Raw genomic sequence first — 11910 nt, 5'->3', positions numbered from 1 at the left:
ACCGGAGCCGCCAACCGAGAGAACCTCCAATGTAGTCTCCATGGAGAAGCTCCATCATCCAACCTCGATGGAAGCCAATGATCCCATCAAGAACCGCGCTGGAAGGTGGGATGGGGGCAGCGCTTACTGTTATCTCTGCCTTTCAACAGATCGTCTCCTGCCGATCCAAGGGTGTATCAGTTCCTCGGTTGCCCCAAAGTCGATCATCGCCTTGGCCGCCATCGATCACGTCGTTTCCCGTGTCTCCGAAACGACTGTCGGAACCTTGCTCGCCCAAAAGCAGCGGCTGCCCTGATCTCCACTGAGAGGCGGTCGCTCTCAGATCCCCAAATAGAGCCAGTCGTTGCGCAATCCGCCATTCAGCGTGTCTGTGCAACGGTTGTCATCAATCACATCATTTACGGAATATGTGCGGAAATAGTCCGCCATTCGACCGCCCGAGAATTTGTCGACCCTGCGAAGGGCGTGAGCGATCACCGTCTGATCGTCGTCGTTCCTCCAGGAATTTACCGACTTGATAACCGGGATCACCGGGATATTGCCCCCGGTCAAGCAGAGCATCCGGTCGGATCCCACCATCGGCACATAGCTGGACATGGCGCCGAGTAAGGGATGCCAGTGGATATGTAGCGGATAATACACCGCTAGAAATTTCCCGCGGTCTGACTCGATAATCCTATACGAAGCGGAAGGCGCTTCCCCAGGAATGCTTCAGCATATCAAGCGTTCGAAAACTCGAAGTCGCGGAGATCGGCGGCAATGAACTTACCTTGCCGGTGCACGGCAGCGCCCGCGTTGGGGGAACAAAAAAATTCTGCCAGCGTGGATGAGAAATCCGTTCGGCTCCGTATATCCCTCAAGATGAGCAAGACACCGGACCCGATCCTTCAGCAGCTTCCTGCCCTGCGCCGTTATGCGCTGGCCCTGTCGCGCGACGAGGCCGAGGCGGACGATCTTGTGCAAGAGGCACTTTTGCGCGGGCACCAGCATCGCCGGGGTTTCCGGGTCGGGGGAAACCTTCGGGCCTGGTTGTTCGGGATTCTGCGCAATGCCTTTCTGGACCGGTTGCGCAGTCGCCGCGCCCAGTCCCGGCGCGAGGCGGAATATGCCGGACTTGCGGGGCATTCGATCGATGCGCCTCAGGATGCGGTGGTGCGGCTGGGGCAGTTGCGGCTGGCCTTCATGGACCTGCCCGATGAGCAGCGCGAGGCGCTGTCCTTGGTCGCGATCGAAGGGCTCAGCTATGCCGAGGCGGCCAAGCTGGCCGATGTTCCGATCGGGACGCTGATGTCGCGGGTGGCGCGTGCGCGGGCCAAGCTGCGGGATTTCGAAGAGGGCAGGGTGCAGACCCCGGCGCTCAGATTGGTGGGAGGACGCGATGCAGCAGGCAAGTGACGCGATTTCCGAACTCGACCTCAACGCCTATGTTGATGACCAGCTGGACGACTGGCAGCGGCTTTGGGTCGAGGAATACCTCTCGCACCAACCCGATGCTGCGGCGCGGGTGATGCAGGATCTGCATCTGAAACGCGAATTGCGGCTGTGTTTTGCCGGCGCGCCCGAACCGAACTCCGCGCAGCGGTCGGCTGGGCTAAGCCTATCGCGGGCGCTCAAGCGCGACGAAAGGCTGCGCCGGGTGGTGCGGCTGGTCCCGGTAGGGGCACTTCTGCTGGCGGGCTGGCTGGCCAATGAGGGGCTGGGTCCGTTGTCCGTGGGCAAGGTGGTTGCCTCGCAGCCGCCGCATCCGGTTGTTGCCGCCGCGATTTCCGCGCGCGAGGCCAGCATGATCCGCCTGCCGATGCGCTCGCAGCCGCAGATCCACGAGCTTGACCGCGATGAGCTGCGTGCCTCGACCGGCATTCTGCTGCCGCGCTTCGACAGCAACTGGTCGATCCGGGATGCGCAGGTCTTCCCCTCGCCACAAGGGCCGGGGATCGAGATCGTCTTTGACGCGGGGAGCCTTGGCCGCCTGAACCATTTCGCGGTGCGGTCGGGGGATTTCGCGGTGACCCTGCCGCATGTGGAACAACACGGCGCCCGCAATGTCGCCTGGTTCCAGATCGGAGAAACCGCGCATGTCCTGATTGCCGAACATGGCGACCGGGATGAGTTGCTGAAGATCGCCGAAGACCTGTCATCGACCCTTTACTGATCCACGGAGACCACGATGGAACATATGACACGGGGCCGCAGCGCCGGCTTTTCCCCCGCCGCCAATTACGACGAAGGACTGCGCGCGCATATGCTGCGCATCTACAACTACATGGGGCTTGGCCTTGCGCTGACCGGGTTGGTGGCGATGCTGGTGGCCTCGGTCCCGGCGATCTATGTGCCGATCTTCAGCACCCCGCTGAAATGGGTGGTGATGCTGGCGCCGCTGGGCTTCATCATGTTCCTGTCCTTCCGTATCGAGACGGTCTCGGGCGCGACGGCGCAGACACTGTTCTGGGCCTTCTGCGCAGTGATGGGCCTGTCGCTGGCCTCGATCTTTCTGGTCTATACCGGGACCTCCATCGCGCGGGCCTTCTTTGGCGCGGCGGCGATGTTCGCGGGGATGAGCATCTACGGCTACACGACCAAGCGTGACCTCAGCCAGTTCGGCAGCTTCCTGATGATGGGCCTGATCGGCGTCATCATTGCCAGCATCCTCAACATCTTCCTGGGGTCGTCGGCGCTGCAATTCGCCATCTCGATTATCGGCATCATCGTCTTTGTCGGCCTGACCGCATGGGACACCCAGTCGATCAAGCTGCAATATGCCGAGTATCACGACGATGAGACCCGCCAGAAGCTGGCGGTGATGGGCGCGCTGTCGCTGTATCTGAACTTCGTCAACATTTTCCAGCTTCTGCTGAGCCTGACCGGCCAGCGGGAAGAATAACCCGTCAGAAGGAAAGACTTGAGGCATGGACCATAACGACAGGCAGGCCATCGAAGGCCTGTTCGACAAGCTTGCGCATGTGGAACGTCAGCATCCCTCGCGCGATGGCGAGGCCGAGCATTTCATCGCGGGCCAGATTGCCCGTCAGCCCGGCGCGCCCTATTTCATGGCCCAGACCGTCATCGTGCAGGAACATGCGCTGAACGCGGCGCAACAGCAGATCGAAGAACTGGAATACCAGCTGCAAACCGCGCGTCAGGGTGCGGGGCAGGGCGGCTTCCTGTCGCGCATGTTCGGTGGTGGCGCTGCTGCCCCGGCACCGCGCATGGCACCGCGCCCGCAGCCGGGCTATGGCCATGGCGGCTCGCCGATGGGGCGTCCGATGGGCCATGCGCCCGCGCAGGGCGGTGGTTTTCTGGCCGGGGCCGCGCAGACGGCGATGGGTGTCGCAGGCGGCGTCCTGCTGGGCAATGCCGTGATGGGCATGTTCGCCGGTGAGGCCGAAGCCGCCCCAGCCCCCGCGCCCGAGGAAGAAGAGGAAGATGCCGACTTCGCGGATGCCGGCGGCTGGGACGACGAAGAAGCCTAAGGAATACCGGAGGGGGCGGCCGTCCTCCCCCGGTTTTGCCCCGTAACGATTGCTCCGGTGAAGCCCCGCGGATTTCTGGTCCGCGGGGCTTTCTTTTTGCCGCAGGAAAGGCGGGTTATGCCCGAAGGCGCGCCTTCCCTTTAGGTCACTTCGCCCATACCGTGTGGACAAGCATTCCAGAAAAAAGGGACAGAACATGCCAAAGAAGCTGATCCTTGCCGCGGGTCTTTTGACCCTTGCCGCATGCACCACGACCGATACCTACAGCGATGCCATCGCCAAGTCGGTGCCACCCAGTGCCGCCGTGAAGGCCGTGATCGTCGCAGGGGCCGAAAGCCTGATCTATGACCCGTCCTCGATCCGAAAGGCCGAGATCTCGAATGTCGCGACCCTGCCTGACGGGCTGCAGGGCGTCTGTGTCCGCGCCGACAGCAAGAACGTCTCGGGCAACTATATCGGCGTCCACAGCGTCGGCATCCCGATCCGCGACGGCAAACTGGCCGGAGGAGCGCTGGACCACGCCATCTGCAACCGCAAGGACCTGACATGGCAGCCCTTCCCCGAGCTTGAAAAGCTGCCGGCGAAGTAATCAGGCGCGCCTGCGCAGGCGCAAAAGACCCGGCTTGCTCACAAGGAGCCGGGTCGCAACGCCATAAGCCGCCATGGGTGTCAGGCGAAGCAGTCAGCTTCGAGCGCGACATCATATTGTCTTGAAAAATCACCACAAGTGGCGGAGAGGGTGTCCGTAGAAGAGATGTTCGCCACAATTCTCTGACCCTCAAATTTTTCTTGTTTTATTGGATATATACGCCTCAATGCAAACGTGGAGCCACGCTGAATATCGTGGGTATCCGCGTCCTGTAAGGGGAAGGATTGGGGGAAGTGAAATGCCGAATGGCAAAGGTCTGCGGCGGGATAAGGTTCTGACTGCCGCATTGGTGCGAAGCGTTAAGGAGCCGGGCAAGTATCACGATGGGGGCGGGAGCGGGCTGTTCCTGCGGGTGGACGCCAACGGAGCGCGCTTCTGGGTCCAGCGTGTCACCTTCCGGGGTAAACGGCATGAGATTGGGCTTGGCTCGCCTGCGGTCGTGAGTTTGGCTGAAGCGCGGACGGCCGCGCTGGAAAACCGCCGCCTCATTCATTCCGGTGTCGATCCGCTTGCCGAGAAGCGGAAGGCGCGAGAGGTGGTGACTTTTGCCCTGGCAGTTGAGAGTTGCATTGGCGCGCGGACCGCCACCTTTCGCAATGAAAAGCACAAGGCGCAATGGCGCTCCACCCTCGAAACCTACGCCGTGCCGGTGCTGGCCCGTCTGGCATTAAATGAGATCGGCACAGATGCCGTTCTGCGGGTTCTGGAGCCGATCTGGCTTACGAAGCATGAAACCGCCTCACGGCTGCGCGGGCGCATCGAGGCGGTGTTGTCTTGGGCGACGGTCGCCGGGCATCGGACGGGCGAGAACCCGGCGCGTTGGAAGGGGAACTTGTCCGAGCTTCTGCCGAAGGCGGGCAAGGTCGCAACCCCCGTCCATCAGCCTGCCTTGGCGTTGGCTGACCTGCCGTCCTGGTGGTTGGCCCTTGCGGGGCGCGAAGGCATTGCCGCGGAGGCGTTGCGCTTCCTTGCGATGACCGCCTCACGTTCGGGCGAGGTGCGCGGCATGACTTGGGCGGAAGTGGATTTGGGCGCAGGTGTCTGGACTGTTCCTGCCGAGCGAATGAAAGCCGGACGAGAGCATCGCGTCCCGTTGACACTCGAGGCGCAGGAGTTGCTGGAGCGGATTCCGCGTTGGAACGGGACAAACCTGGTTTTCCCTGGGCAGGCGCGTAAGACGGGCGACACTCCCGCGCTTTCCGACATGACGCTTTCTGCGGTGATGCGCCGGATGCAAGCCGATGCCGAGGCAAAAGCAAAGGCGGCGGGCGAGGATCTGGAGCGGGCAGGCTGGCGCGATGCCCGTTCGGGCCGTCCGGTGGTGCCGCACGGTCTGCGATCGTCCTTCCGCGATTGGGCAGCGGAGAGAGGTATTGACCGCGACCTTGCGGAAATTTGCCTAGCGCACGCGGTCGGCTCGGACGTGGAGCGCGCCTATCGGCGCTCTGACATGCTGGAGCGGCGACGAGCCGTCATGACCGATTGGGGCCGCGCCTTGCGAGGAGAGAACGGCACGGTGGTTGATCTCGGGCGGCGCGCGAAATGAGTTGGCCGGACAGTTCCAAGGAATTGGCGGAGCAAACACCCAAAATCGAGGAAATCTTACGCCCGCACATCGAGGCAAACAGGAGACAGCTACCAGAGAAGTCCGTTGCCGATTTACTTCTGCTCAGGCTGGTCGAACGGATCCCTGACCTTGTAAATCTCGCTGGGGAAGATGCCCTGGCGGCGCTTGAGGCCATCTTGAAACAGCCTCGAGGGAAGCCCGGTGCAGGCATTCGCGGACGCGCGAATAGTGCGCGTGTGATGCAAACCATGCTCGACCAGATGAAGGAGTTCTACCTCAACGCTGACTCTGAGCGTTCTCACCCCGGTTTGAGCGATGTTGTTGACCGAACGAACGCGATGGTCAGACCAAAATATCATGGTGTTGGCCAGGACCCCCGATCGGTGAACCGGATGCTCAGTGATGCCATGGGAATGCCCATGACATTCACAGAGCTGCGAAAGCAGGCGAAGGAGTTGGCGAGAGTGGAGGAGGCCGAAAGGATAGGTGGCTGGTCGCCCCGGGCTGCACTCGAAAAGTAGGGCATTGGCGCAACGCTCATGCCAGTTGTTCCAAATCGCCTGTTGGGGAATCTTAGCGGAAGCGGGCGCAAGGTTAGCCACATTCCAAAAGAGGAAATCCGATGCTGGACGATGCGAAACTGATTTCGCGCGGCGAAGTGCTGCACGTTCTGAACATCAAGAACACTCTGCTTTATGAAATGGTGAAACGGGGCGAGTTTCCCGCACCCCTAAAAATCGGACGGCGCTCTGCCTGGCTGGAGCGTGAGGTTCTGGCCTGGGTGAATGCCAGGGCGGCTGAGCGTGCGGCATGAGCAGCTACACCTACGACAGCGAAGCAGTCGAGCATCCCGCTTTGTTCTCGGGGCTTCCGCCGCCAGAGACAGCAGCGGAACGCAAGCGGCGGCGCGACAGGGAGGCGCGGGCAATCTATCGCTCCAAACCCGATAGCCGGTTGAAGCGCAAGGCGCGAGCGCTGGCGCGGCGGGCGCGCCTCGCTGTACGCGTAATTGTTCCCGATCTTTGCGAGAGATGAGCCAGCGTCGGCAGGCTGGAGGCGCATGATCTGGACTATGCGGGGCCCTTGGAAGTCCGCTGGCTTTGCCGGGCCCGCCATGAGGTAGTTGACGCGCATCAGGGTTTTGCGCGTCTGCCAATTTCCTTGCCGATCCTCCGTGCAACGTCACATGCGCGCGGCTGAGGGCTAAAGGATTTTTCCAATTTAAGGCATGGAGTAACGGGCATGGATTTGCTCGCAGCACCTCTGCGCGTCCTGCGCGGAGATGGAAAAGGCTTTGCCCGGAAAGCCGGGGCAGCCGATGTTTTGTCCCCGCCGCATTCGCACCTGGTTTCAGGGTCGGCCATATGAGCGGGGACCAAATGTGGAAAGCAAGAGAAGCAATCAGGAAGTTGCGCGCTTCTGGGGTGAAGGTGTCTAAGCGCGCTGCTGAAACGCTAACCGAGCTTGCCGCGAAAGACGGGGGCGGAGGAATCTACCCTAAACGAGGAACGTTGGCCTCTGACATAGGCTCCAGTTTAAGCACGGTTCGGCGGGCGCTTCGCGAATTGCAAGCATTAGGTCTTCTGGAGACTCGCCACCGGAAAAACGCGGCGGGCGGGCAAGGATCTTCTGCATATGTTCTGAAACTGGATGCTGTGAAACCAGAGGGTCAGAATGACCCTCTGGCAAATCCAGAGGGTCAGAACGACGCGTTCAGAGGGTCAAAAAGACGCATCCAGGGGGTCAAAACGACCCACGTAAACATGAACCCTAAACGAGAACCTGAAACTCGCGCGTCATCAGGCGAGACTGGTCCGACCGAAAATGCGGAAGGCGAAAAAAACTGCCGTCGCTCACCTCTTGATCCTTGGGGCAGGGCAAGGGTGCAGGCGGATGCAGGCCTGCCATGGGTTCACCCGGAAACCGGACGGTGGCACACCGCGAAAGAGTTTGTTGATCTCGTATCAGGCCAGGAGAAAACGAAATGACGTACATTCAGCTTGCGTAGGTGAAACCCCGTGCGTGCATTGCTCACCACCCGTTACCCCGACTGGGGGGCGGCAGACCTAGAACGAATTGCCCATGATCGCATGAGCCGGTTGGCGGCTGAGACTCTGATCATCCTGCAAGCGTGTCCGGCTCCCAATTGTCGATTACTGGCCTTCGCGGCCTACTGGGCGCAGGTGGCAAGGGTGGGCGTTGCGCCGAGCCCCGGCAGCGCGGCCATAATCCTCAGCAAGCTGTCGAATTGAGCGACGCCCGAGGATTTCGCGGTGGGCAATGGCGATCTGCTGCCCGATCTGCCAGCGGCAGAGGATTTGGCTGACCTGACCGACTTGGACCCCGAGACGATCCGGGCCGAACTTGCGCGCCTTCGCAGATTTGAGATTCTGGAGGGCAGACCTCGGGGGGGCGGAGTGGAGCGCTTTTCGTTGCAACGCATGGCGGCGTTCAGGTCGGGTGCGCCTTAGTCTGAAAATGCCAGCCCGACGCGCTGAGCGTGCCGCTGGAGCAGCTTTGGGTTCAATGTTGACACCCGAGCGCTCGAATGGCGCAAGGGTGTCTGGTGGCGCTCTACGGGCCAGCTCCCTGATTGTGTTATTGTATCACGCGCAGCGTAGGGAATGGCTCGGGCGCTTGACGCGAAAGGGTGACGTTTTTGGACTGGTCGAAGCGCGAATTTACCAAGGCGATGAACGCGGCGGGCTACACCCGGCAATGGCGTTACAAGCGCGACCGCGACTTTTGGCGCATCGAGGAGGCCGAGGAACGAGGGTTGCGCTGGTGCATCCGCTGCGGCCGGAACCTCGCCCGCGATCTGCGACTGAACACGCTCTATTGCTCGCCAAGCTGCCGCGAAAGGGCGCGCCAAATGCGCCGGGCGCGCGGGGTTCGGCGCGATGCTTTCCTGCGCCATCCGGTGAAGGTGGGTGAAAAACTTGACTGGCGCGAGCTTGCAGAGCTGCGGGCACGAAACTTCTACCTCTGCCACGGGCGGGTGATTTCAGAGGCGCGCAGAATCTGCCCAAAATGGCGGAAGGGACGCTTTGTGTAGGCAAGCATGGGTCATTCGCCCCGGCGACCGCAAACCACGACGGGGCGTGGGGCCATCGCAAAACGTAGGCTTGGACTGAAAGGCTTGGCGATGGAGTATTGGGCGAAGTGTCGGTATCTCACAAAAGTTTCCCACGGGGTATGGGGCGCTTGTGCGGCGTGCAGAATGACGGTTTCGAGCCCTTCAGCGACATTCGGACAAGCGGCGGCATGACCCAAGCTATGCAGGTGCAGCGGCAGGTCAGCCCCCAAGCCGCAGCTCGCCAGTGACAAATGCCGCACCGCGCATAGTTGAATCGGTCCGTCAGTAATTCCGCAGCGAAATCTTCCAGTAGACAGCAGCGAGGCGCACGAATGGGACAAGCGGGCGTTCGCTGCTGCCGCATCCATATCGCCCTGGCCTGGGCTCAGAGAGATCCGTGGGGCGTGAAGCGGTCTCCCGCGGCGAGTGCAAGCTGTCATTGTGCAGCTGTCAACTTGCAGGGAATGCTGGGTTTGGCTCACGCGCACCATAGTGTCCACCATCTATAGCGAAGACTACCCAATACACTTACTGCTCGGCAAGGCGGTCAGACCGGACGGTCACGTCTCCTTGTGAACATCAATACCAGCAAATACTCTTTTCTCCGTGAGCGAGACAGGCAAACAGCTTTTTTGTGTGGGCTGGAGGAAATAAAAATAAGTGAAATGAACAGCTTACAGGAAAAGCTCTTCCCACTCGGTGACAGAAGGCAGACACGTTCTTTCTTCGCGTCATCGGTGCGCGAATTCTCGGGAATCTCGATCGAAGCCATCATCGGGCAACTTTCAACTAGGGTCGGCCTTGAGCATGCAGGTGATGAGGCGCAGCAAATTCGAGCCTGGCGGGATCAGGTGGAAATTCTCAAGGCGGCCTTTCATGTTATAGGGCCGCGCTCGGATGAATGGGGCATACTGCTTGAGCTTCCGCTACTGCGGCTCGGCAGGCGGATAGACACAGTCATTCTGACTGGAGTTCGCATCCTTTGCCTTGAGTTTAAGATCGGTGGCGATCGATATAATTCGGCCGATGTAAACCAAACTCTCGATTATGCGCTCTGCTTGCGGGACTTCCATGGCGAAAGCCACGGAAAAGAGATCATTCCTATTCTTTGTGCTAGCACGGCACCTTCTGAATCGCTCCCAATAGAGTTGGAAATCGTAGATGATGTAAGCGTCTGTCTGCGTACCAATGCTGCGGCCTTGTCACGTGTTCTCGATTTTTCTGCGGCTTCGGAAGTCGGCATAGCACCTGATTGGTTGGCCTTTGATGCCAGTCCCTACAATCCAACCCCGGACATCGTTACTGCTGCCAAAGGAATCTATGCTGGGCATACGGTTAAAGACATTGGCCGCACTGACGCGAGCGCCGATGCCCTGGAGGTCACCGCGGGGGAACTCCGCCGTATTGTCGAGTTGGCGCGAGAAGGTAGACAGCACGCGATTTGTTTCGTCACCGGCGAGCCTGGCTCAGGTAAGACGCTACTCGGCCTCGATCTGGTCTTCTCAGGAGATGCTGGGCGTGTTGCGGGCGAACCCGCGGCCTTGCTCAGCGGCAACCGACCGTTGGTTTTCGTGCTTCAGGAAGCTATCGCTCATGATGCGCGGGAGCGGACTGGCATCCGAGCGGATGAGGCGCGGCGGCGTTCTCAGCAAGCACTTCAGACACTGCTTGGCTATTTGAAGGATCACGACAGCGCTGATAGCCCTCCCCCTGAGCATGTGATCGTGTTTGACGAGGCGCAGCGAGCATGGGACGCCGATACCGGCCTGAAGCTTCTTGGCCGCCAACGCTCAGAGCCGGAACTCTTTCTCGAAATCATGGGGCGGCTACCCTGGGCTTGCCTTGTGTGTTTGGTTGGTCCCGGCCAAGAAATCAATCGCGGTGAGGGAGGCCTTGGCCTTTGGGGGGAAGCTCTGCAGTCACTTGATAGCGGTTGGACTGCTTACGCCTCTCCAACCGCTTTGAAAGGAACCCGCGGGGTAACTGGGCTCCTAGATCACGTGCCGTCGCCGAATTTTCTTATTGAGCAGGTGGAAGGTCTGCATCTTCGGACCAACCTTCGAGCTTACCGGAATGACGCGCACGGACGTTGGGTCGAGGCTCTGCTTGCTGGTGATATTGAAGCGGCGGCTAGGATCGCGGCGTCGATGGAGCGGGCACCGGCGCTCATCACACGGGATGCTCACGAGCTTCGATCCTGGCTGCGCCTTCGCCAAAGGGGAGAACAGCGCGTGGGCCTGCTAGCCAGTTCGGGTGCGGTCAGGTTGATGGCTGAGGGTATACCCCCGTCGCCCAAATCGAACGAGCTCGCGGACGTTGTGCACTGGTTCCTAAGACCGCCCGGGGATTATCGTTCCTCAAACTCTCTCGAGGTGCCGCTCTCAGAGTTCGTCTGCCAGGGCCTCGAATTAGACTACGTTGGCCTATGTTGGGGTAACGATCTAATTTGGGGGGATGACGCGTGGGTACCTCGCCAAATGCGCGCCCCGCGCTGGCAAGTCTCCCGAAAAGCGGAAGCGAAACAGTACCGGCTCAACGCGTATCGCGTGCTTCTCACACGGGCGCGGGCGGGCTTGGCGATATTTGTGCCCCACGGGACCGATACGGATGAAACAATTGCACGCTCTGATTTCGAAAGTATTTTCAAGACTCTTCAGAAGGCTGGAGCCGTGCTTCTCGAGGAGAGCCATGACTGACGAGCGCACCTTTCTCGTTCTTCGTGAACCCAGATAATCTCTCTTGCTTAGCACGATCATCGGTACCAGCAGATGGCCGGTTTATGAGTCTTTGTATCCCTGATGGGGGCGACGGATCGGCTGGGAGAACATCCGGTTAGGGGCTTTCGCGCATCGACTGCGGCGGCGCACATGCGCCATGGTGACGCTACAATGAGTTTGGTTCGGTGATTGCGTCCTGGAAGGTCGCCAAACCACGAGAGACCGCTTTCCGCCCAACATGGGTAGCGTCCGAGGGCGTGGTGTAATTTCATCGGCGCTGCCGGTGTAATCCGAGGTGGCCATTGAGGTGTATGGTCGAGGTGGAGTTTCGACGCTTCAACCACGAACCAGACGGAGACCCCGATGACCAAGACCAACATGGACTTGTCCGAGCTTCTGGCAAAGCAGGATCAGGGCGATTTTTTGCGCAG

14 protein-coding genes are annotated in these 11910 nt (G+C 60.4%); 12 read left to right on the top strand and 2 right to left on the bottom strand.

The features are described 5' to 3' along the window. Nucleotides 1–142: 142 nt before the first annotated feature. A complete protein-coding gene (locus tag IB235_RS26015; RefSeq protein ID WP_370576988.1) occupies nucleotides 143–229 on the bottom strand; it encodes a hypothetical protein in 87 nt (28 codons plus the stop codon). Between the two features lie 89 nt (nucleotides 230–318). Further along, the gene (locus IB235_RS23950) at nucleotides 319–642 is read right to left on the bottom strand and encodes a hypothetical protein (RefSeq protein ID WP_192338863.1); all 324 of its coding nucleotides are present in this window, start codon (nucleotides 640–642) and stop codon (nucleotides 319–321) included. Between the two features lie 219 nt (nucleotides 643–861). On the opposite strand from IB235_RS23950, the gene IB235_RS23945 reads away from it, so the two are divergent. From IB235_RS23945 to IB235_RS23890, 12 genes are all read left to right on the top strand, one after another. Then, nucleotides 862–1395: a sigma-70 family RNA polymerase sigma factor gene (locus IB235_RS23945; RefSeq protein WP_192338861.1), complete on the top strand. Its 534-nt coding sequence runs from the start codon at nucleotides 862–864 to the stop codon at nucleotides 1393–1395. Further along, nucleotides 1379–2152, top strand: a complete 774-nt coding sequence (locus tag IB235_RS23940; RefSeq protein WP_192338860.1) for an anti-sigma factor — start codon at nucleotides 1379–1381, stop codon at nucleotides 2150–2152. Before IB235_RS23945 ends, IB235_RS23940 begins: the two co-directional genes overlap by 17 nt. 15 nt (nucleotides 2153–2167) lie before the next feature. Beyond that, complete coding sequence (locus IB235_RS23935; RefSeq protein WP_192338859.1) at nucleotides 2168–2881, top strand: Bax inhibitor-1/YccA family protein; 714 nt, start codon at nucleotides 2168–2170, stop codon at nucleotides 2879–2881. Nucleotides 2882–2906: 25 nt separating this feature from the next. Further along, complete coding sequence (locus IB235_RS23930) at nucleotides 2907–3470, top strand: DUF2076 domain-containing protein (protein WP_192338858.1); 564 nt, start codon at nucleotides 2907–2909, stop codon at nucleotides 3468–3470. A 196-nt stretch (nucleotides 3471–3666) separates the two neighbouring features. After that, nucleotides 3667–4059 (top strand): hypothetical protein, encoded by a 393-nt coding sequence (locus IB235_RS23925; protein WP_192338857.1) that lies wholly within the window; start codon nucleotides 3667–3669, stop codon nucleotides 4057–4059. 298 nt (nucleotides 4060–4357) lie between these two features. Then, nucleotides 4358–5665, top strand: a complete 1308-nt coding sequence (locus IB235_RS23920) for a site-specific integrase (protein ID WP_192338856.1) — start codon at nucleotides 4358–4360, stop codon at nucleotides 5663–5665. Next, nucleotides 5662–6207 (top strand): hypothetical protein, encoded by a 546-nt coding sequence (locus tag IB235_RS23915; protein ID WP_192338855.1) that lies wholly within the window; start codon nucleotides 5662–5664, stop codon nucleotides 6205–6207. Before IB235_RS23920 ends, IB235_RS23915 begins: the two co-directional genes overlap by 4 nt. 101 nt (nucleotides 6208–6308) lie before the next feature. After that, nucleotides 6309–6500 (top strand): AlpA family transcriptional regulator, encoded by a 192-nt coding sequence (locus IB235_RS23910; protein WP_192338854.1) that lies wholly within the window; start codon nucleotides 6309–6311, stop codon nucleotides 6498–6500. Next, a complete protein-coding gene (locus IB235_RS23905; RefSeq protein WP_192338853.1) occupies nucleotides 6497–6721 on the top strand; it encodes a hypothetical protein in 225 nt (74 codons plus the stop codon). Before IB235_RS23910 ends, IB235_RS23905 begins: the two co-directional genes overlap by 4 nt. Before the next feature lie 329 nt (nucleotides 6722–7050). Continuing rightward, nucleotides 7051–7674, top strand: a complete 624-nt coding sequence (locus IB235_RS23900; protein ID WP_192338852.1) for a helix-turn-helix domain-containing protein — start codon at nucleotides 7051–7053, stop codon at nucleotides 7672–7674. Nucleotides 7675–8345: 671 nt separating this feature from the next. Then, nucleotides 8346–8741 carry a hypothetical protein gene (locus IB235_RS23895; protein WP_192338851.1) on the top strand — a complete coding sequence of 132 codons (396 nt, stop codon included), beginning with the start codon at nucleotides 8346–8348 and terminating at the stop codon, nucleotides 8739–8741. 686 nt (nucleotides 8742–9427) lie between these two features. Beyond that, the gene (locus IB235_RS23890; RefSeq protein ID WP_192338850.1) at nucleotides 9428–11458 is read left to right on the top strand and encodes a DNA/RNA helicase domain-containing protein; all 2031 of its coding nucleotides are present in this window, start codon (nucleotides 9428–9430) and stop codon (nucleotides 11456–11458) included. The last annotated feature ends 452 nt before the right edge of the window (nucleotides 11459–11910 follow it).

Source organism: Paracoccus sp. PAR01 (genome assembly GCF_014851995.1).
Lineage (GTDB): Bacteria > Pseudomonadota > Alphaproteobacteria > Rhodobacterales > Rhodobacteraceae > Paracoccus > Paracoccus litorisediminis.
The sequence above is the reverse complement of the archived record's forward strand: the minus strand, read 5'-3'. Positions and strand labels throughout refer to the sequence as shown.